Source organism: Yersinia sp. SCPM-O-B-9106 (C-191), assembly GCF_026183365.1.
GTDB lineage: Bacteria > Pseudomonadota > Gammaproteobacteria > Enterobacterales > Enterobacteriaceae > Yersinia > Yersinia rochesterensis.
The window spans coordinates 3,073,306-3,095,440 of record NZ_CP110791.1 but is presented as its reverse complement, the minus strand read 5'-3'; the positions used below and the strand labels follow the sequence as shown (position 1 = coordinate 3,095,440).

Below are 22,135 nucleotides of genomic sequence, written 5' to 3'. Positions count from 1 at the left end.
AATGATATCAGTCACTGTGTTTACACCCACATTCAATAGAGCACATGTATTAAAACGCTGCTATCTTTCTATTCTAGAACAAGATAGAGATGATATTGAATGGTTAATAATTGATGATGGTTCTACGGATAATACAGCAGAGGTCGTAGACTCATTTAAAATAGAAAATAAATTAAATATAAAATATATATATCAAAATAATAGTGGGAAACAAGCAGCATGGAATGAAGCTGTTGAGAATGCGAGTGGAAAGTATTTTATCGGTTTAGATTCTGATGATGCATTCATTGCCGGCTCTATCAATAAGTTACTTTCAATGAATTCTGTTTTTGACGATAAAGAAATTATCGGAATTAGAGCAACTTCAGTGAGTTCAGAAACGTTAAAACCTAATAACTATTATTTATCTAACGAAGATAAAAAGAGCTCATGGTTTGATGAGTTTCGTTCAGGAATTCGTGGTGAAAGAATTGATTTTTTCAAAACTGAATTACTAAAAAAATATCTTTATCCAGTGGCATCAGGTATAAACTTCATTCCTGAAATTTGGTTTTATAGTACTGTAGCCAAAGAGTATTATTTTTACTATAGCTCAATACCTGTTCGTATTTTTTTTGATTCCGAATCAATTAATCGGTTAAGTAAGTCATCTATAAAAAAACATGCTGTAGGCCATTATATTTCTCGTAAAGCGCTATTAGAAAATGTGCCGCTAAAGTTATGGTTATATCGCCCATTAGATTTTATAAAATCCATCCTGCGAATTAACCAAGCTTTAGCTATGATGGATGATAAATATATTGATCATAATAAAACCTCTATTTTAGTGAGAATTGTTATTTTACCGGGTTTAATTATTCATAAAATTAAAAAACAATAAGGGATTTTATGAAAAAAATTGCTTTCTTTGGTGGTGATATAAGCCATACAGGTGGGACTGAAAGAGTCAGTATAGCGCTTGCTAACTATCTTGTTAAACATGGCTATCAGGTTATTATTATCAGTTTAAGTGGTAATGCACCACCTAAATTTCCTGTCGATGAGAGTATAAAATTAGTCTCACTCTTTGATGAAAAAAGACGCTTTTCGCTTGCCTACTTTTCTGTTGTTTTTAGATTACGTCGTATCCTAATAGATGAATCAATTGATGTCCTGATTGATGTTGATACGATGTTAGCACTATTTAGCTCTACTGCTTTATTAGGTACCAAGATAAAGCATATATCGTGGGAGCACTTTAATTATAAAAGTAACTTAACAATAAAATCACGAAAACTTGCCAGAAGAGTAGCTGCTAAATATGCTGATGCAGTCGTCACTCTAACAGAAAAAGATCGTGAGTATTGGCTGGAAGAAAACAAATACCCTGAAAAGATAATAGCAATACCCAATCCATTACCTTTTGAACCACAAAGTAAATTAACTAAAAAACACGCAAAAAAGGTTTTAGCTTTAGGTCGACTTACTTATCAAAAAGGTTTTGATCTTTTATTAGATATTTGGGCAAAGATTGAAGAGGCTAACAATAGCTGGGTGCTTATTATTGCTGGTGATGGTGAAGATAAAATATTATTATTGGATAAGATCAAAAAATTAAGTCTAAAAAATGTAGAATTACTTCCCTCTACCCCCCATGTGAGCGATTTATATAATCAGTCTAGCCTTTATGCAATGACATCTCGATTTGAAGGTTTTCCCATGGTGTTGCTTGAAGCAAAGGCCAGTGGATTGCCTATCATCGCATATGATTGTGATACTGGCCCTTCAGAGTTGATCATGGATAATGAAGATGGCTACCTTGTACCCTTTGCTGATAGCAATGCATTTATTGAAAAATTGCTTTTTCTAATGAATGATGAAGACTTAAGGGAAGCTATGTCATTAAAGTCACTAGAAAATGCAGAGAAATATAAAATAGATGTCACTATAGGCAATAAATGGAATAATCTGATACAGAATATTTTAATAAAATGAGATTGTATTTGATATTTACTTTATAGCTTACACATCTAATTAAGATAGATAAAATATAAAGCCAATAGTTAAACTTAACGTAAATATTATTAATTTAATCTTTACTTTATAGCAATAGAAAGAATAAGAGGGGAACAGTGAATTTATTGTATATTATTACCGGGCTTGGGATGGGGGGGGCCGAAAAACAAACTGTCTTGATCGCCAATAAGATGCATGAGGCTGGTCATAATGTTATGATTATTTCCCTAACTGGCGATACATTGGTTAAACCGACTGATGGTGTTCAGTTGAATGAACTAAAATTAGAAAAAACACCATTTAGTTTATTTAAAGGATTATTTAAAGTTAGAAAAATAATAAAAAAATTCAAACCAGACATTGTTCATAGTCATATGTTTCATGCCAATTTATTTGCCAGACTTCTGCGAACCTTCACGAAGATACCTGTTTTAATATGTACAGCACATAATACTAATGAAGGCAGTTCTCTACGGATGTTAGCGTATAAATATACAGATAAACTTGCTTCTCTTTCAACCAATGTGAGCCAGGATGCAGTTGATTCCTTTATTCAAAAAGGAGCTTCAACTGCGGCCAGAATGATTGTTGTTTCAAACGGTATTGATACCTCTCAGTTCGATTTTTCAATGGACGATAGAAAAACAAAGAGATCAGAGTTAGGTATTTTTGATGATACGCCTATGCTTCTCAGTGTAGGAAGATTAACAGAAGCAAAAGATTATCCTAATTTGCTGACTGCCTATTCTTTACTTATTAAAAACAATAAATTTCAAAGTTTTCCTCGACTATTTATTGTCGGAACAGGTCATCTTGAAGGTCAGCTCAAAAGTATGTCTAAAGAGTTTGGAATTGAAAACTATGTGACATTCCTTGGACAACGAAATGATATACGACAATTAATGTGCGCGGCTGATATTTTTATCCTGTCATCCGAATGGGAAGGTTTTCCACTAGTCATTACTGAAGCCATGGCATGTAAGAAATTGATTGTAGCTACAGATGCTGGCGGTATAACTGAAGCGCTAGGCGATTGTGGCTCTGTTGTCCCAGTAAAAGATCCTGCTCGTTTATCCCAAGAAATAAATAAAATGATAAATTTATCGGATGAACAAAAAGAAATACTAGGTAATAAGGTGAGAGAGAGAATTAAACAGACGAATTCTATCGAGAAAATAATCGAGCGCTGGATGTCTATTTATACTCAATATTATTAATTATATTCCATCTTAACTTGTGCTTATTATAAAATTTGATGTTTTTATAGTTATCATAGCTATGAAATAAACTTGGGGTTAAAATGCCAATTTTAATATTATCACTATTAGTATTCTTTCTGATTTCAGTAGGGTTAACGTATTTATTACGTCAATATTCTATTAAGAATAATATTATAGATAAACCTAATTCACGTAGCTCACATGTCGTCCCAACCCCACGGGGGGGCGGTGTAGCTATAGTTTTTAGTTTCCTCTGTGGGATAGCCTTATTCTACTTTCAAGGCTATCTACCGCCTTTAACTGTTATTGGGTTAGTGGTATCTGGTGGAATAATCGCATTGGTTGGTTTCTGGGATGATCATGGGCATATTGCTGCCCGTTGGCGTCTTTTAGCTCATTTTTCTGCAGCAGCATTTTTATTATTTTGCTTAGGTGGTTTTCCGGTATTAACTATTTCTGGGGTTGTTATCAATCTCGGAATCTTGGGAAGCTTATTTGGCTTGTTATTTTTAGTGTGGATGTTAAATCTCTATAATTTTATGGATGGCATAGATGGTTTAGCCAGCGCACAGGCGATTACAACCAGCATTGGCGCGATTGCGATTTATTTTATCAGTGGCGATCATATCGAATTAGACAGTTATCTGGTTCTTTGGTTACTCGCAAGTACTGTTTTAGGATTTCTAGTGTGGAATTTCCCACCAGCTAAAATATTCATGGGTGATGCAGGGAGTGGGTTTCTGGGGCTGATTATCGGCTCTTTAGCAATTAGTGCGGGCTGGATAGAAACAAAATTCTTCTTCTGTTGGCTGATTTTATTGGGTTTATTTATTGTTGATGCGACATGGACTCTGGCGCGTAGGGTTCTGGGTGGTTTTAAAGTTTATGAGGCCCATCGAAGTCATGGTTATCAAATTTTATCCAGAAGATTTAAACGTCATTTGCCTGTGACTTTATCTGCTATTGCTATAAATATTATTTGGCTATTCCCTATAGCATTACTTGTAGGGCTTGATATTGTTAATCCAATAATCTCTCTCGTTATTGCCTATGTCCCTCTTTTATATATTGACTATAAAGTTAATGCCGGAATTGATAATAATTAACCTATTTAAATTTATAGTAAATTAATGAATTTAATTCGCGTCACGTAAAATGGCGTTTTCCATCTTGGGGTTGGTATCATGTTTCTCGTGTTTCTGTTGTCTCTACCAAGACCTATTAAACGAATCATTATGCTATGGTTAGACACAATTCTAATTGTTTTAGCATACTGGGGCGCGTTCTGGGTACGGCTGGATGTAGATAGTCCTTTTACCAGTATTGAACAATGGGTTGCTTTGGCTGTCATTATACCTCCGACCCTTTTAGTTTATATTCGTCTGGGTTTGTATCGGACAGTATTACGCTATGTTAGTGCTAAGATTGTCACTACTGTAATGATTGGTGTTGTATTATCCTCTGGATTGCTGGTGCTGGGTTCCTACTTCCTGGGAATATATTTACCAAGAACAGTCGCTGTTATGTTCTTTGTTTTTTCATTAGTGTTTATTTGTGGTTCTCGATTGTTCTTTAGAATGCTATTAAACTATGGTGTTAGAGGGAAAACCCCGGTGGTTATATATGGTGCGGGCGCTTCTGGTCGACAATTATTACCTGCACTTATGCAAGCTAGCGAATATTTTCCAATTGCATTTATTGATGATAATCCAAAGTTAAATAAAGCTGTTATACATGGCGTTACAGTTTACCCTTCAGAGAAACTTGAATATTTAATCGAACGCTATGGCATTAAAAAAGTGTTACTGGCGATGCCAAGTGTTAGCCAAAGTCAGCGTAGAGCTGTTGTCGCTAAACTTGAGAATCTTTCTTGTGAAGTTTTATCTATTCCAGGTATGTCCGACTTAGTTGAAGGTAGGGCACAAATTAGTAGCTTAAAGAAAGTCTCAATCGAGGAATTACTTGGAAGAGATCCTGTAGAGCCAGATAAGAAGTTATTAGCTAAAAATATTACAGGGAAAGTTGTGATGGTGACAGGGGCGGGCGGTTCAATCGGCTCTGAGCTATGTCGCCAAATTATTGTGGAAAAACCAAAGTTATTAATTCTTTTCGATATATCTGAGTTTTCACTTTATTCCATTGAGAATGAAATAGCCGCAATATGTAAAAATAATAAAAGTGATACAGAGTTTGTTGCATTACTTGGCTCGGTACAAAGTGAAACCAGGCTAGTTCAGATAATGTCTAGTTTTCAGGTTAATACTGTTTATCATGCTGCAGCCTATAAGCATGTGCCCCTTGTTGAGAATAACGTGATTGAGGGGGTGAAGAACAATATATTTGGTACGCTTTATTGTGCAAAAGCGGCAATAAAATCAGGTGTGGAGAAATTTGTTTTAATTTCTACAGATAAAGCCGTAAGGCCAACCAATACCATGGGAGCAACCAAGAGAATGGCTGAGCTTGTGTTGCAAGCATTATCGAAAGAACAAAATAATACAAAATTTTGCATGGTTCGTTTTGGTAATGTTTTGGGGTCTTCCGGTTCTGTTGTCCCTCTCTTTAAGAAACAAATCGCAGAGGGAGGCCCAGTAACTCTCACGCATAAAGATATTATTCGTTACTTTATGACTATTCCTGAAGCTGCTCAACTTGTTATTCAAGCCGGTGCTATGGGGCAGGGTGGCGATGTCTTCGTATTAGATATGGGCGATCCTGTTAAGATCATTGATTTGGCCAAAAGGATGATTAATCTTTCAGGTCTTTCAATTAAGAGCGAAGAAAACCCCGATGGTGATATCGCGATAGAGATTTTGGGTTTGCGGCCAGGTGAAAAGTTATATGAAGAGTTATTAATTGGTGAATCTGTACAGAATACCCATCATCCTAGAATTATGACCGCAACTGAAGTCATGCTTGAATGGGATAATTTGAATACTTTACTAAACAAAATTGAAACTGCTTGTAATGACTTTGATTATGAATGTATTCGTTCTTTATTAGTAGAAGCGCCCGCCGGATTTCAACCAACAGACGGTATCTGTGATATCGTTTGGCAAAAAAATCACAATGAAAATGCAAAAAATACTATTGCTCATTGATGGTTTTGAGAACGCTCTCTAATCATATTTTCATTTTATTTTTTACGGAAATTATATGAAGACTGTTGCATTCGTAATTACTAAATCAATCATTGGTGGTGCCCAAGGTTGGGTTTTAGAGCAAGTTAAGCTACTTAAAGATGATTGTAATATTATTTTAATAACCTCTGAGCCTGGTTGGTTAACCGAAACGATTGTCTGTGATAAAATCGTTATTATTCCAGAGATCAGAAAAATGGCCAGCATTAAGGCTATTTACAGTTTATATAAAGCACTTAAAGAAAATAAAGTTGATATTGTTGTATCCAGCTCCGCCAACGCGGGGCTTTATAGTCGATTAGCCCGCTTATTCCTACGTTTCCGTGGTGTATATGTCTCTCATGGATGGTCATGTATTTACAATGGTAATGTACTGAAGTTTATATTTTGCTATATTGAAAAACTATTGTCCCATATTACTGATGTTATATGGTGTGTGTCCCAAAGTGATGCAGATAAAGCAATTAAAATTATTGGTATTAAGCCTGAGAAGATAGTGACACAGCTTAATGCTATAACACCCTTAGCTGAGCGCCCAGACCGCCCGTGTGAAAATAAAATTATTTATGTTTGCCGGTTAGCTTATCCAAAACGCCCTGACTTGATCTTAAAAGTTGTTGCTGCTAATCCTAAATTTGATCTCGATATTGTTGGTGATGGTGAATATTACCAAGATCTTAAAAATGAATATGGTAGTTATGACAATATTCATTTCTATGGTGAGATTAAAGGGTTCGATAAATTTAATGAGTATGATGTATTTGTATTAACATCAGAAAGCGAAGGTTTACCAATGGCAGCAATTGAAGCGACTAGTGCCAGTTTACCCGTTATTTTGAGTAATGTAGGCGGTTGTAGTGAAGTTGTTGACCAGAATGGTATTTTAATTGGAAATACAACGGAAGAATTAGATTCTGCTCTTAATAGAGTATTTTCAAATTATACTTCATTCTATAAAGCCGCGCAAAAACAGAAAAATAAATTTGATATAAACAATGTTAAAGATAAATGTAGGGAAATTATTCTTGGGCGATGAAGTCTATTTCGATTCCTTAAATTCAATAGGTAAGCTATGACTATTTTAGTGACTGGTGGTGCAGGGTATATTGGTTCACACACCCTGTTAACACTCTTAGAAAATGGCAAGGATGTTGTTGTATTAGATAATTTATCTAACGCTTCTGCTGAGTCATTGTTGCGTGTATCTCAAATCACAGGCCGTATGGCGACGTTTTATCAAGGTGATGTATTAGATAGCGATTGTCTTAAACAGATATTTTCTGAGCATAAAATTGATGCAGTTATTCATTTTGCGGGTTTGAAATCAGTCAGTGAGTCTGTCGTTAAGCCAATTGAATATTACCAAAATAATGTTACCGGTTCGATTGTCTTACTTGAAGAAATGGTGATTGCTGGTGTCAAAAAATTAATATTTAGCTCTTCTGCTACTGTGTATGGTGATCCTGAATTTGTTCCTCTGACTGAAGATGCTCGTGTTGGAGGTACCACCAACCCTTATGGCTCATCAAAGGTCATGGTTGAGCAAATATTGAAAGACTTCTCTTTGGCTCATCCTGATTTTTCTATAAGAACGCTGCGGTACTTTAATCCTGTTGGTGCCCATATTTCAGGCCTAATAGGTGAGGATCCAAATGGTAAACCTAATAACTTGTTGCCTTTTATTACTCAGGTTGCGATTGGTAAACTCCCTAAATTAGCTGTTTATGGTAATGATTATCCCACGGCAGATGGTTCCGGTGTACGAGATTATATTCATGTCATGGATCTCGCTGAAGGGCATATTTGTGCGCTTAATAAGCTAACTCCAGGATTTAAGGTTTATAATCTTGGTTCGGGTGTTGGGTATTCAGTGTTACAGATGATCGCGGAATTTGAACGTATATCAGGTAAAAAAATTCCTTATGAAATTGTTGCTCGTCGTTCTGGAGATATTGCAGAATGTTGGGCGAGTGCAGAACTTGCCTTGAAAGAATTAGAATGGAAAGCCAAAAGAACTTTAACAGATATGTTAAAAGACGCTTGGAACTGGCAGCAATCTAATCCTAATGGCTATGTTCGCTGAGTATTGGGTATTTGTGCTAAAATTCTTTATCTCTTCATTCCTCAATTTGTAACAAACAACAATGAAATTTCCTGGTAAACGCAAATCTAAACACTATTTTCCTGTTAATGCCCGAGATCCTTTACTGCAACCGGCGCAAACAGAAAATGAGGTGAGTACATCTTATATCGTCGGCATTGATCAGACGCTGGTTGATATTGAAGCGAAGGTCGATGAGGACTTTATTACGCGTTATGGTCTTAGCCAAGGGCATTCTTTGGTTATCGAGGATGATGTCGCTGAGCAGCTTTATCAGGAATTAACGACTAATGGGTTGATAACTCATGAGTTTGCCGGTGGTACCATTGGTAATACATTGCATAATTATTCTGTGCTGGCCGATGACCGTTCTATTTTGCTAGGGACGATGTGTAGCAATATCAAAATCGGCAGTTATGCCTATCGTTACTTATGCAATACCTCGAGCCGTACGGATTTAAACTATCTACAGGCTGTTGATGGTGCCATTGGCCGCTGTTTCACTTTAATTACAGATAATGGTGAGCGGACATTTGCGATCAGCCCAGGCCAAATGAATCAACTGCGGCCGGAAAGTATTCCTGAAGATATTATCGCTGGCGCTTCAGCATTGGTTCTTACAGCTTATCTGGTGCGTTGCAAACCGGGTGAGCCAATGCCTGAGGCGACCATGCAGGCAATCAATTATGCGAAGAAATATAATGTTCCTGTGGTGATGACACTTGGAACCAAATATGTCATTGCAGATAATCCGCAGTGGTGGCGTGACTTTCTTAAAGAGCATGTTTCTATCGTTGCGATGAATGAAGATGAAGCTTATGAGCTGACTGGCCTGAATGACCCATTAATGGCTTCAGATATGGCGTTGAGCTGGGTTGATTTAGTGCTGTGTACCGCAGGCCCTAATGGGCTTTATATGGCGGGATATACAGAAGAGGCTAATAAGCGCCAAACTCAGCATCCATTATTGCCTGGCGCTATTGCGGAATTTAATCTGTATGAATTTAGCCGAGTTATGCGCAAAGAGCATTGCGAAAATCCATTGCGTATTTATTCTCATATTGCCCCTTATATGGGGGGGCCAGAGAAAATAATGAATACTAATGGGGCAGGGGATGGCGCATTATCCGCCGTGCTGCATGATATAGCTGCTAATGGCTTTCATCGTAATAATGTTCCTAACTCAAGTAAACATGTTCGTAGTTGCCTTAGTTACTCTTCATTGGCACAAGTATGTAAATATGCCAATCGGGTCAGTTATCAGGTGTTGAATCAACATTCACCACGTTTAACTCGTGGTTTGCCTGAGCGAGAAGACAGTTTGGAAGAGTCGTACTGGGAAAGATAAGATATCCGTCATCTTTCAAATTGCAGGTGTGTTGGCTGCTCTCGTTACTCGGCCCATCCATAGGCCTCGCCTCTACGAGGCCGCTGCGAGCAGCGTTCAAATCTGCTCCCGGCAGATTTGTCACCCGAATAACTTAGCGGTGTAAGCTCATCGGGATTATGAGCCTCATTAGAGGCTCACCCTAAGGGCCAGCGCAAGCGCTGTTCAAAATGGTTTACAACCCATTTGTCTCTTACTTGCCGCCTTCCTGCACCTTGAAATCTATTGGATAGAGCACATCAACTATAAATAGGGCCAGCATATGCTGGCCCTATTTGTTTATATTGTGCTAACACAGTAATACTTTTAAATCGGGCAAAGCGGGCGCTTATCTTCTTCCGTCAGCGTTTCGATCTTCAGCATATTAAGCATACTGTTGGCAATTTCACGTTCGCCCATAACAACCTGATTCGCACCACGATCCGAGATATAAACGACTTCATCGTCATAATGTGCGCGCGCAATAATCTCAAGATCTGGTCGTTTAATTCTGGCTGAAGCGACAATCTCCCCGGCTTCGTAGCCATTCGGAATTGTCAGTAATAACCAACGTGCGCAATCTAAACGAGCCAGCGACATAATATCTGCGCTTGCAGCATTGCCTAATACCGCATTAATACCTTGTTCACGCAGTGCTTCCACTCTTGGCCGAGAGTTCTCGATAACTACTAATGGAATACCTTCCGCATGCAGTTTGGCACCTAATAAGCTGCCAACCCGACCATAACCCACTAATAATGCATGATTGCATAAATCGACAGGGATCTGCTTTTCCTCTTCTACGGCTTCTTCCAGAATCAGATCTTCCATGGTCTCGTTCTTGGCTAAATAGCGATCTAACAGTGTGAAAAGTAACGGATTAAGCATGATGGACAGAATCGCCCCTGCCAGGACCAGATTGCGGCCGTGTTCTGACATTAAACCGAGAGAAATCCCAAGCCCTGCCAGAATAAAGGCGAATTCACCGATTTGTGCCAAGCTGACCGAAATAGTGAGTGCGGTGCGTTTTGAGTGGCCAAACATCCGCACTAATATGAATGCGATAGCTGATTTGCCGAAGATGATGATAGCCAGTGAGGCCAGCACGGCTAAAGGCTCATGTAGCAAAATCATGGGGTCGAACAACATCCCGACCGAAACGAAAAACAGGACGGCGAATGCATCACGTAATGGCAGAGTATCTTGCGCGGCACGATGGCTGAGCTCAGATTCATTCAATACCATTCCGGCGAAGAATGCACCGAGAGCAAAGGATACATCGAACAGCCCTACAGCACCGTATGCAATCCCGAGTGCTAATACCAGCACCGCCAGGGTAAATAGCTCACGGGAGCCGGTACTGGCGGTTTTAGCCAGTATCCAAGGGACCAGGCGGCGGCCAACAACAATCATCAGAGTAATGAATGCAATTACCTTACCGATGGTAATCGCCAATTCCGTGAATAATTGGCTCAGACTGGTGGTTTCGTTCCCCATCACGCCAGCAAAGGCCGGTAATAGCACCAATGTGAGCACCATCGCCAAATCTTCAACAATTAACCAGCCAATGGCAATTTGCCCTCGTTGGCTATCAATGAGTTGCCGTTCTTCTAATGCCCGCAGTAATACCACTGTACTCGCTGTTGATAGGCAAAGACCGAAGACAAATCCAGTCATCAAATCCCAGCCTAATAAATGAGATAATCCCATCCCGAGTAAGGTGGCGACAGCAATTTGTGCAACGGCACCGGGTATGGCGATAGCTTTTACTGCGAGGAGGTCTTTAAGCGAGAAGTGAAGTCCAACACCAAACATCAACAAAATAACACCAATTTCAGCCAATTCTGGTGCTAATGAGGTATCAGCAACAAAACCTGGCGTGAATGGCCCGGCTAGCACCCCTGCTGCAAGATACCCCACCAGTGGTGAGATGCGCAGGCGGTGAGCCAAGGTGCCCAAGAGGAAGGCGAGAACAAGGCCTCCGACGATCGTGGTAATTAAGGGTGTTGAGTGGTGCATCCAGACTCCTTCTAGTTCGGCAGGGCGGCAAGCATTTCACAGCAATAACATCAGTTTATTGCATTTATGCGATCAATGCGCGATAAAAATTCATTTTTTATCGATAAAAGTCTGCTTTGGCATGGAAATTGTTTGAAGTGGTTGTTTATGGTGGATTTGCTATTTCTATCTCTATTACACAGGGAATCATCCCGACTGAAACACATATTTCAATCGGGATTATAAGGTTATTACTATTACTTATCTTCTATATTAGGCAGGAAGACCGTTATTATCCCCAGTAATGGTAAGAATGCACAGATTTGATAAACCAGTTCAATACTGCTCAAATCAGCAACATACCCTAGTACAGCCGCACCTAAACCCCCCATACCGAAAGCAAAACCGAAGAATAGACCGGATACCATCCCGACTTTTCCTGGAATAAGCTCCTGCGCATATACCAGTATTGCCGAGAAGGCCGAGGCGAGGATAACCCCAATGATCACGGTTAAAACCCCTGTCCAGTACAAAGATGCGTGGGGTAAAACAAGGGTAAACGGTGCTACACCCAGTATTGACCCCCAAATAACATATTTACGACCTATCCGATCACCAAGAGGCCCGCCAATGATGGTGCCAGCGGCAACTGCGAATAAGAATACAAATAAATGTATTTGGGCATTTTGTATCGAAACACCAAACCTATGCATCAGATAAAAGGTGTAATAGCTGCTAATACTGGTCAAGTAGAAGTATTTAGAGAATATCAACACCATCAGGATTGCTAACGCCCTAATAACAGTCTTTTTAGGCAGCATTTCTACTGATGAGGCTTTTAGTATTTTGCCATGTGTGGCTCTTTGTTGTTGCTGATACCATTTACTGACCTGTAATAGCACCACAATTGCCAGCAATGCCGCGAGGGAAAACCAGCCCACATTGCCTTTGCCATAAGGTGCAATAAGGATTGCGGCTAATAACGGGCCAAGGGCACTACCGAAGTTGCCCCCCACTTGAAAAATGGACTGAGCCATACCATGACGACCACCAGAGGCCATGCGGGCTACCCGCGAGGATTCTGGGTGGAAGACCGAAGAACCGGTACCGACCAATGCTGCCGCCAATAAAACCACGGGGAAGGTGGTGGCGACTGCAAGCAGCAAGATGCCCGACAGAGTAAAACCCATACCAATTGGCAGTGAATAGGGTTTTGGATGCTTATCGGTATAGAGGCCAATAAGCGGCTGTAATAGTGAGGCAGTCAATTGGTAGGTGAGGGTAATTAATCCAATTTGTGCAAAACTCAGTGAAAATTCGGCTTGTAATAGAGGATAAATTGCCAGAATCAGCGATTGGATCATATCGTTGAGCAAGTGAGATACGCTGATAGCACCCAAAATAGAGAAAGACGTGCGTTTTACCTTGGTCTTATCGATGGTCTGGGTATTGATGGAGGGCTGGGGGCCAGTCTCAGAACGATCGGTCATAGTGAGTATTCGCCTAATAATTTTCACTGTTAATAGTATCTTGGTAATTAATACATATTATTCAGATCGAATGATTTTTACTACAACAGATAAAATTTGATATATATTCCAATATCCTGAAATTCAGCATGCATTATTACATTACAATGCTGGCTTTATCACAGTATCACCTTGATTTTTCATGATATTGATATGCGTCACCCCATTTTCACTGATTAAACTGGCACTGAATGGGCCGGTTTTAACGACAACATGGAGATTTGCCATGCGTTTTTCATTATCGACCACAGCATGTGCTTTGGCTGTGTCGCTGGCGTTTGCACCGGGATGGGCTGCTGCCTGGGAAAAAGATAAAACTTACGATATCACCATATTGCACACCAACGACCACCATGGGCACTTCTGGCAAAATGATCACGGTGAGTATGGGTTGGCTGCACAGAAAACCTTAGTTGATGATATCCGCAAACAAGTCGCCGCAGAGGGAGGAAGCCTATTGCTGCTTTCTGGCGGCGATATTAATACCGGCGTACCGGAATCTGATTTGCAAGATGCCGAACCGGATTTCCGTGGTATGAATTTGGTCGGTTATGATGCTATGGCCATTGGTAACCATGAGTTTGATAACCCCCTGAGTGTGTTGCGTCAGCAGGAGAAATGGGCGACTTTCCCATTATTATCCGCCAATATTTATCAGAAAAGCACTCAGCAGCGATTATTCAAACCTTATGCACTGTTTGATAAGCAAGGTGTGAAAATTGCGGTGATTGGTTTAACCACCGATGACACCGCTAAGATCGGGAATCCCGAGTATTTCACTGATATCGAATTCCATGCACCCGCAGCAGAAGCCAAGCAAGTTGTCGAGCAACTGAGAAAAACAGAAAAGCCTGACATTATTATCGCGGCGACTCATATGGGGCATTACGATGATGGCCAGCATGGATCTAATGCTCCGGGTGATGTCGAGATGGCGCGCAGCCTACCGGCGGGTTACCTGGATATGATTGTGGGCGGGCATTCGCAAGATCCGGTCTGTATGGCCAGTGAAAACCATAAGCAGGCTGATTATGTGCCAGGCACCCCTTGTGCTCCTGATCGGCAGAATGGCACTTGGATCGTGCAGGCGCATGAATGGGGTAAATATGTGGGCCGGGCAGACTTCAAATTCCGTAATGGCGAGTTGAAGTTAGTGAGCTATCAGTTAATTCCGATCAATTTAAAGAAAAAAGTTGAGAAAGCTGATGGCACCAGTGAGCGCGTGTTTTATACCCAAGAAATTGCCCAAGACCCAGCAATGCTGAAGTTGCTGACGCCATTTGAAGAGCAAGGTAAGGCGCAACTGGATGTTAAAGTCGGCAGTGTGAATGGCAAGCTGGAGGGGGATCGCAGTAAAGTCCGTTTCGAGCAAACTAATCTGGCACGTATGTTATTGGCGGCACAAATGGAACGTGCGGGTGCTGACTTTGCAGTAATGAGTGGCGGTGGGGTTCGTGACTCTATCGATGCCGGCGATATCACTTATAAAGATGTTCTCAAAGTTCAGCCATTCGGTAATACCTTGGTTTATGCCGATATGAAAGGCAGCGAAGTTGAGAAATATCTGGCGGTCGTGGCCAATAAAAAAGTAGATTCAGGAGCTTATGCGCAATTTGCCAATGTTAGCTTAGTGGCTGATGGCAAGGGTGTCAGCGACGTGAAAATACAGGGCAAGCCGTTAGACCCGAATAAAACTTATCGTCTGGCGACCTTGAATTTCAACGCGTTAGGCGGTGATGGCTATCCGAAGATTGATACCTTACCGGGCTATGTGAATACCGGCTTTATCGATGCAGAAGTTCTGAAGCAGTATATTGAAAAGCACTCTCCGCTAGATGCTAATCAGTATCAGCCGAAAGGCGAGATTGTTTATAAGTAACCTGTAATTAATTGGGATAAAGTGCATTTTTAAAGGTGTGCTTTATCCCATTCTCAAACCCCAAAAAACTCTTCTGCAAAATAGTATCATATTGGTTTATTTGTATTTTTTGAGCTTGAGTTCGGGTGTATTTTTCGAATGTTTTAGCAGTTAATCAAGTCATGAGGCTCAGTTTAGATAGGAGTTTATGGCGTAGGATTCTTGTATGCGCCCCTCCAACGAGAAGGGGCAGGAAGTATATTACTATTTTTTCTTGTTTCTAAAATTATCATCGTCCATGCAATAGTTGTATGAATCCAAAACTAGCCCTGACAATCGTAAAATATTTTCAGGACGATCTATTATAATTTGATTGCCGGGAGCTAGCTCAAGTCCTGCCCGCTCAACTTCTGCGATAGCTTTTTCATCTAATTCAATTGGTAAAATTATCGATGGTCGCTGTTTGCTATCAAAATAACGAACGATCCAACGGTTTGATTTTCCTTGGCAAAGAATATTGTAATAACTAGCTGTGTCTTTTGCTGAAATATCCGCTTGTTCACCAAGTAAAAGTTGAATATTGCTAAAAAATTGCCTTTCGTTATGTGTAGTGACGATATTTAAATTTTCAGGGTCTACGACTGGCGCTGTTTCATCTGTTTTTTTCAGCTCTGCTGCTAGTGCACTTTCAATATCTTTGTCTTTGTTAGAAGCCATTGATAGCCCGGAAACAACCATTGCACTAACAGCTCGCTCTACTGCCATTTTTACTAGCGGTGTAATTGTATCGAGAAATTTTTGGTTTAACTGCCGTTGTACGCTAGAGCGACTGGCAACATAGCGGACAAAGTCAGCATCGACATTTCTTAAGCTATCACTAATAACATCAGTAAATGCTGATAAATAAATGCTTTCTTCAGCTAAGGTTCGAAGTGCTTCCGGTTGGAACTGGTCATGACGGAATTGATAGAGCTGATGAGCATCAGAGTCCGATGTTTCATCTACATCAATTTGTAGGAATGGAGCCGCATCCATAATATTTCTTTGCTTAAGGTCAGTAAAGAAACGCCATTGGGTGCCATTAGTTATGGCTGCAATGGTGACTTCTGGTGTTGCGTTAAAGTATCTGGAAAGTTGAGGGCAATGGTTATCCAGTTTTTGATTATAGCCCTTAGCCTCAATGAACATGACAGGAACACCGTGGCAAAATAGAGCATAGTCGACTCGTTCACCGACTTTAACACCAGGGAAGTCAGCGCCATATTCTGCTTTAACCTTAGTTGGGTCATAAGAGTTAAAACCAAGAATATCTAGCATTGGCAATATTAATGCTTGTTTAGTAGTTTCTTCGGTAGAACAATGATGGCTCACTTTTTTTACGTGATCAGAGTGCGCTCTTAATTTTTCAGAGAATATCTTCATGTTTTCCTTTAACTCTTAGGTTGAATGACACTCTTACCCTCATTGAACTACTTAGAAGTGAGAGCAATCAATAATCCAGAACTGACCACAAAAAATGCGATCAATAATTTCCACGGTATCTCCATCAGCATCTTTATCTGGGTGCTCAACTTTATTAAGGCTGTGGATACTGAGTTTATTTCCTGGCATGCAATATAAAAGTTTAAGACGTTTTAATCTGTCTTGATTGCATATATCTTGCCATCGGCATTTTTTTATTTGCGCAATCAACATCTACAGTCGTACCGTTTAGCAAAATTGGCTCCATGCTATTTCCATGGGCTGGAAAGGAAATAACATTATCTTTCTGAGCACCAATTCGCCGCAAGGTAGATTTCGAACATCGAAGTTTAAAACTATTGTAGTATTGATCACAAAAGCTATTGTCACCAGCAGCAAGTTCAATATCACGTGAGAATGATACTTCTAGCTCACTTTAGTGAATGGGGCACTCACTATTCCAAGAGGTAATATTTCCCTATTCATTTCCAGGAGCAATATTTTATTCCTGATTTATTGTTTTAGTTGATTTTTTCATCGGCAAAATTCCCTCTATAAGTCATTCGTGCGGCCGTGGAGTGTGTGGGAAATAACGATATATCAAATTTGTCCCAGTCTGCCGAAGATATCTGAATGTGAATGAGCCTAATTTACGAAGTGATTACAATTTCATTTATAAATAAAGGTATTTATAAATGAAATTGTTTATAAGTAACCTGTAAATACAGAAGCCTTCAGACAGAGATTGGAGGCTTCTGGTCACAACTTTTAGTATCAATCTCGCTTGGCGATATCCGCGAATGTGCCTTGCAGTAAACGGCATAAATCTGTTGCAGCTAATTCAATATCTAAACCGCGTTTGCCGCCGGAAACAAATATAGTGGCATATTCTTGAGCTGGGCTATCAATCACCGTGGGTAAGCGCTTTTTCTGCCCCAGTGGGCTGATACCGCCGACTAAATAGCCGGTGCTGCGCTGTGCCAATTGTGGGTCGGCCATCTCAGCTTTTTTGGCCCCCAATGCGCGCGCGACTTTTTTTAGGTCAAGCTGGGTAGCGACAGGCGTGACTGCCACTGCCAGATTTTTGGCATCGCCATTTAACGCAACCAGTAGAGTTTTATAAACTTGGTCCGCATTAAGTCCCAGTTTTTTAACCGCTTCATCACCGAAGTTAGTGTCTGCTGCATCATGATGGTAAGGGTGCAATGTGAAAGGAACTTTTTGTTTTTCCAACAAAACGACTGCAGGTGTCATAATAAACGTCCAATTAAAATGAAAATTTATTCAAGTGGAATATCCTACACGCAATCATTGTTGTAGGTTTAAAAATTAATCTAGCAAAATCAGCATAATGATCCATTTTGGAATGATACAGGGCGAATGTCTGTTGCTAATCTAATCGTCTGGTTGTTACCCTGTACTTGCTGCTTATATTATCCGCAAGGAATATGAGAGCTGAATAACTAAAATAATGAAAGTTCCTCTTTGACTGGCCGATAGCAATATTGGCCATTTTTTTGTGTTTTTTACTGTAAGTTAGGTTTCAATAGTTCGGGAAGATTACCCTCGCCATATAAATGCAATGCGCCAACCGCCACCACATAGCGCCCGGCAGGTAGCTGTTCAAGCTGCTGCTGCCAGCGTTTGTTGCGTTGAATCATCAGCACGTCATACAGACCTTGGCTAAAGGTCGGGGCCAATGTGGACAGGTCATTTATCGGGTGATGCTCCAGCCACCAGCTCATCATGGTTTGCAACAGGCGGGCATTAGTGTGCCAATGGGCCAAGGTATCGAGCAGTAAAGACATGCCGTTATCGGGTAATGTCTCCAGCAAATCAAGCTGCATTTGTGCGCCCTCCAGCTCAATGACGGTTTTCTTCTGTGCTGCGGCCGCTTTCAGTAATTGATAGTCGATACCGTATTCACCGCGTAATCCTAGACGTTGCGCCTGGCGCGCCTGAAGCATCAAGGCGACTTGCCACGCGGGCAAAAAGGCCATGGACAGTGGGTCATTGTTCAGTTCTTCGCAGCGCTGTAGCAACTGTTGATAGTGTTCTTCAGATAATCTGTCAATTAGCGGCTCGGCCAGATTTTCGTTACTAAATGGTGAGGCCGCTTCAGTGATATCAGCTTCCACAATAAGTGCATCCGCTTGATTCAATTTATTCAGCAATTCGTGGGGGAGGGGAAACATACCTTCGGTTCCCATATGGATGCTGCCGACCAAATGAAGGTGGCGCTCACCGGGTAAGGTGACATCCAACGCGGGATAGGAATAGGTCGTTGCTGTGGCAATTCCTAAAAATTTTGCGATGCGATGAAATAATGGGCCCATGCCGGTTGATTCCCTTTTTAGCGTTTTCTGTATCCTAAACGCTAAATGGCGCACAAGAAAGTGTTGTGCACCATTAGGTTATATCCGTCTAGCTTCAAGTTGCATGTGCGTTGGCTTCCTTCGTCACTCGGCCCGTCCATGGGCCAAGCTGGCTTACCGCCTACCTGCATCTCCAATGACTTTGAGCACACAGGGCGGTTACTGTTTAGGTTTAAAGCGCAATAAGCGGTTGGCGTTGCTGACCACGGTAATGGATGACAGTGCCATTGCTGCTCCCGCGACGACCGGGCTGAGTAATGTGCCGGTGAAAGGGAATAAAATACCCGCCGCAATCGGAATACCCAGTGCATTGTAGAAAAAGGCCCCCAACAGGTTTTGCTTCATATTACGCAATGTTGCTTTGGAAAGCTCAACCGCGTCTGCAACCCCGTGTAGGCTATGACGCATTAGGGTAATAGCCGCCGTTTCAATCGCAATATCACTGCCTCCGCCCATGGCAATCCCGACATCGGCTTGTGCCAGTGCGGGCGCATCATTGATGCCGTCGCCAATCATCGCCACTTTATACCCCGCGGCTTGCAGTTGTTTGATTGCTTCGGCTTTACCATCCGGCAAGACACCGGCGATTACCCTTCCAATTCCGGCTTCTTTGGCAATAGCATTCGCAGTTATAGGATTATCGCCGGTTAACATCACCAAGTTGTATCCCCGCTGATGCAGACGTTGCAGCGCGCTGATACTGTCACTACGCAGTGGGTCGCGGATGGACAGCAGTGCTGCCGGTTTCCCTTGCGCCGTCAGAATCACTGGCGTCGCACCACTTTCAGCTTCTTGCTGCATTAATGATTGCAACTCGCGGGTATCAATCTGTTGCTCTTCCAACAGGCGATTATTGCCCAGTAACAGTGGAATGCCGTCGACCTCGCCACTGACCCCCAAACCGCGCAGGGTGCGGAATTGGTTGACCGTCGCCAGTGTCAGCCCCTCAGCTCGTTGTAAAATAGCGCGCGCCAGCGGGTGATTAGAGCCGGTTTCCAGCGCGGCTGCCCACTCCAGCGCTTGCTGCTCACTGACCCCATTAAAGGTATGAATTGCCACCACTTGCGGGTGCCCTTCGGTCAGGGTGCCGGTTTTGTCGAACACCAATGTGTCGAGGTTACTGGCCTGCTGCAAGGCATCGGCATCTCGCACTAATACTCCGAATTCAGCTGCCCGCCCCACACCGGAGATAATCGACATCGGCGTTGCCAGCCCAAGCGCACAAGGGCAAGCAATAATCAGCACCGTGGTGGCGACCACCAGGGTATAAACCAACTGCGGTTGTGGGCCGAAGAAATACCAAATTAGCCCGGCAATAACGGCAATCGCGACCACGGTCGGCACAAAGACTGCGGAGATTCTATCGGCCAGCTTACCAATTTCTGGTTTACTGCTTTGGGCCTGACGCACCAGCTTGATGATTCGCGCTAATGTTGTCTGGCTGCCGATAGCATTGGCGCGGAACAACACCGACCCATCCTGCACTTGTGTCCCGGCATGAACGACATCACCGGCTGACTTTTGTTGTGGGATAGGCTCGCCAGTCAACATGGCTTCGTCCATCCATACTTCGCCTTGTACAATTTCCCCATCAACCGGCACACGGTCACCCGTGGTGAGGCGCAAAGTCATGCCCAGTTGCACCTCCGCCAGCGGGATGAGTTTCTCGCCGTCGTCCGTCACTACCCGCGCTGTCGGCGGCGCTAAATCCAACAAGCGCTCCAATGCATTAGAGGAGCGCTGTCTGGCGCGTTGTTCCATAGCGTGACCAAGATTAATTAACCCGATAATCATGGCACTGGCTTCGTAATAGAGATGGCGAGCTTCCATCGGGAACACATCTGGCCAGATATTCACTGTGATGGAGTAAATCCAGGCCGCGCCAGTCCCCAGTGCGACCAAAGTATCCATGGTCGCGCTGCCATTCTTCAGACTGACCCAAGCATTACGATAAAAATGCCCACCAGCAAATATCATTACCAGTAAGGTGATTATCCCGATAATCAACCAGGGCGTCTGAGTTTCGGGGGTGAGCGTCATGCTACCGCCAAATAACCCCCATCCCATTAATGGGATACCCAATAACAGGCCGAGGGCCGCTTGCCACTGGAAGCGCTTCATACTGGCGTGCGACATTTGTTGCTGACGTTCGCGTCGCTTGCCTTCATCTTCAATAATTTCAGCACCATAACCGGCATTCTTGACTGCCGCGATCAATGCCTCATTGCTTGGGTGGCCGGTCACTAATGCACTGCGCTCAGCTAAATTGACGCGCGCAACCTCGACACCATCAACATTTTCCAGTGCATTCTGTACTTTGGATACGCAACTGGCGCAGCTCATGCCGGTCAGCAATAACTGAATACTGTCGCTATCACGGGTAGTTGGCTCTGCTGCTTGGTTGGTTTCGCTTTTTTTAACATTATTTGTTGCTACCGGAATAGAGGAAGAGGCCGCTGCCAGATATTCCGGCGAAGATGGGGCTGAGTGAGTCAGCGGCTCAGTTTTTGGGGAGTGCGCCCCTGTTAATGTGGCGTGATAGCCCGCTTGCTCTACGGCATCAATCAGAGTTTGTGCATCGACTTTGCCATACACTTTGGCGCTCTCAAGTGCCACGTCCGCCGCAATAACGCCGGGAACGGCTTCCAGTGCTTTACGGGTAGATTCGGTACAATGTCCGCAACTCAGACCGGAAAGTTGTAACTCAATATCAGGGCTGTGCGCTTCTTCGGCCTGATAGCCGGCTTGCTTGACGGTATCAATCAAGGTTGTGGTTTCGGCTTCGCCCGTCACCTTGGCATAGTGAACATTCACTTCTGCATGATGAACATCTTCCCGGCTTTCTAATGCCGTTTTTACACGTTTGGCACAATTCATACAGGAAAGGCCGTGTAAGGCCAGCACCGTGGTTTGCAACATAGTTGACTCCTTATCGAGTAGCACCCTATCCATAAATTTTGTAGGGATAAGTTTAGTCGGTATTCTCAGTCATAGCCTTTATTCAGGGCAATGATAAACCTTAATATGCACAGGTTTTATTCCGCTTGACTGACATCCGTCCTTTCACTAATTATAGAGGTTAAACCTTCCAG

The 22,135-nt window shown here is 42.2% G+C and carries 16 protein-coding genes; 9 read left to right on the top strand and 7 right to left on the bottom strand.

Going from position 1 to position 22,135, the window contains the following annotated elements:
• Nucleotide 1 precedes the first annotated feature (1 nt).
• The 8 genes from OP863_RS14130 (at nucleotide 2) to OP863_RS14095 (ending at nucleotide 9,804) form a co-directional block, all read left to right on the top strand.
• Nucleotides 2-880: a glycosyltransferase family A protein gene (locus tag OP863_RS14130; protein WP_265525434.1), complete on the top strand. Its 879-nt coding sequence runs from the start codon at nucleotides 2-4 to the stop codon at nucleotides 878-880.
• Nucleotides 881-888: 8 nt separating this feature from the next.
• On the top strand, nucleotides 889-1,974 hold the full coding sequence (locus tag OP863_RS14125) for a glycosyltransferase family 4 protein (protein ID WP_265525433.1): 1,086 nt from the start codon (nucleotides 889-891) through the stop codon (nucleotides 1,972-1,974).
• A 137-nt stretch (nucleotides 1,975-2,111) separates the two neighbouring features.
• A complete protein-coding gene (locus OP863_RS14120) occupies nucleotides 2,112-3,212 on the top strand; it encodes a glycosyltransferase (RefSeq protein WP_265525432.1) in 1,101 nt (366 codons plus the stop codon).
• Between the two features lie 83 nt (nucleotides 3,213-3,295).
• Nucleotides 3,296-4,321: an MraY family glycosyltransferase gene (locus tag OP863_RS14115; RefSeq protein WP_265525431.1), complete on the top strand. Its 1,026-nt coding sequence runs from the start codon at nucleotides 3,296-3,298 to the stop codon at nucleotides 4,319-4,321.
• A gap of 129 nt (nucleotides 4,322-4,450) precedes the next feature.
• Nucleotides 4,451-6,316 (top strand): polysaccharide biosynthesis protein, encoded by a 1,866-nt coding sequence (locus OP863_RS14110; RefSeq protein WP_271301893.1) that lies wholly within the window; start codon nucleotides 4,451-4,453, stop codon nucleotides 6,314-6,316.
• A 55-nt stretch (nucleotides 6,317-6,371) separates the two neighbouring features.
• Nucleotides 6,372-7,391, top strand: coding sequence for a glycosyltransferase (locus OP863_RS14105; protein WP_265525429.1), 1,020 nt, complete (start codon nucleotides 6,372-6,374; stop codon nucleotides 7,389-7,391).
• A 36-nt stretch (nucleotides 7,392-7,427) separates the two neighbouring features.
• Nucleotides 7,428-8,438: a UDP-glucose 4-epimerase GalE gene (gene galE / locus OP863_RS14100; protein ID WP_038631603.1), complete on the top strand. Its 1,011-nt coding sequence runs from the start codon at nucleotides 7,428-7,430 to the stop codon at nucleotides 8,436-8,438.
• A gap of 61 nt (nucleotides 8,439-8,499) precedes the next feature.
• Entirely contained in the window at nucleotides 8,500-9,804 is a 1,305-nt protein-coding gene (locus tag OP863_RS14095) for an inosine/guanosine kinase (protein WP_038631605.1), read from the top strand.
• A gap of 345 nt (nucleotides 9,805-10,149) precedes the next feature.
• Here OP863_RS14095 and ybaL read toward each other — a convergent pair whose 3' ends face one another.
• The 3 genes from ybaL to OP863_RS14080 form a co-directional block, all read right to left on the bottom strand.
• Nucleotides 10,150-11,841: a YbaL family putative K(+) efflux transporter gene (gene ybaL / locus OP863_RS14090; RefSeq protein ID WP_038631607.1), complete on the bottom strand. Its 1,692-nt coding sequence runs from the start codon at nucleotides 11,839-11,841 to the stop codon at nucleotides 10,150-10,152.
• A 236-nt stretch (nucleotides 11,842-12,077) separates the two neighbouring features.
• A complete protein-coding gene (locus OP863_RS14085) occupies nucleotides 12,078-13,310 on the bottom strand; it encodes an MFS transporter (protein WP_050291369.1) in 1,233 nt (410 codons plus the stop codon).
• A 141-nt stretch (nucleotides 13,311-13,451) separates the two neighbouring features.
• Entirely contained in the window at nucleotides 13,452-13,577 is a 126-nt protein-coding gene (locus tag OP863_RS14080) for a hypothetical protein (protein WP_261797856.1), read from the bottom strand.
• Between OP863_RS14080 and ushA the strand changes: the two genes are divergently transcribed.
• Entirely contained in the window at nucleotides 13,576-15,228 is a 1,653-nt protein-coding gene (gene ushA / locus OP863_RS14075) for a bifunctional UDP-sugar hydrolase/5'-nucleotidase UshA (protein WP_038639400.1), read from the top strand. The genes OP863_RS14080 and ushA overlap by 2 nt on opposite strands.
• Nucleotides 15,229-15,471: 243 nt before the next feature.
• Here ushA and OP863_RS14070 read toward each other — a convergent pair whose 3' ends face one another.
• From OP863_RS14070 to copA, 4 genes are all read right to left on the bottom strand, one after another.
• On the bottom strand, nucleotides 15,472-16,629 hold the full coding sequence (locus OP863_RS14070; protein WP_145588447.1) for a type I restriction endonuclease: 1,158 nt from the start codon (nucleotides 16,627-16,629) through the stop codon (nucleotides 15,472-15,474).
• An 813-nt stretch (nucleotides 16,630-17,442) separates the two neighbouring features.
• On the bottom strand, nucleotides 17,443-17,922 hold the full coding sequence (gene ybaK / locus OP863_RS14065) for a Cys-tRNA(Pro)/Cys-tRNA(Cys) deacylase YbaK (RefSeq protein ID WP_042562458.1): 480 nt from the start codon (nucleotides 17,920-17,922) through the stop codon (nucleotides 17,443-17,445).
• A 272-nt stretch (nucleotides 17,923-18,194) separates the two neighbouring features.
• Nucleotides 18,195-19,004, bottom strand: a complete 810-nt coding sequence (locus tag OP863_RS14060; RefSeq protein ID WP_042562457.1) for a TraB/GumN family protein — start codon at nucleotides 19,002-19,004, stop codon at nucleotides 18,195-18,197.
• A gap of 198 nt (nucleotides 19,005-19,202) precedes the next feature.
• Nucleotides 19,203-21,962 carry a copper-exporting P-type ATPase CopA gene (gene copA, locus OP863_RS14055; protein WP_265525428.1) on the bottom strand — a complete coding sequence of 920 codons (2,760 nt, stop codon included), beginning with the start codon at nucleotides 21,960-21,962 and terminating at the stop codon, nucleotides 19,203-19,205.
• Nucleotides 21,963-22,135 lie beyond the last annotated feature (173 nt).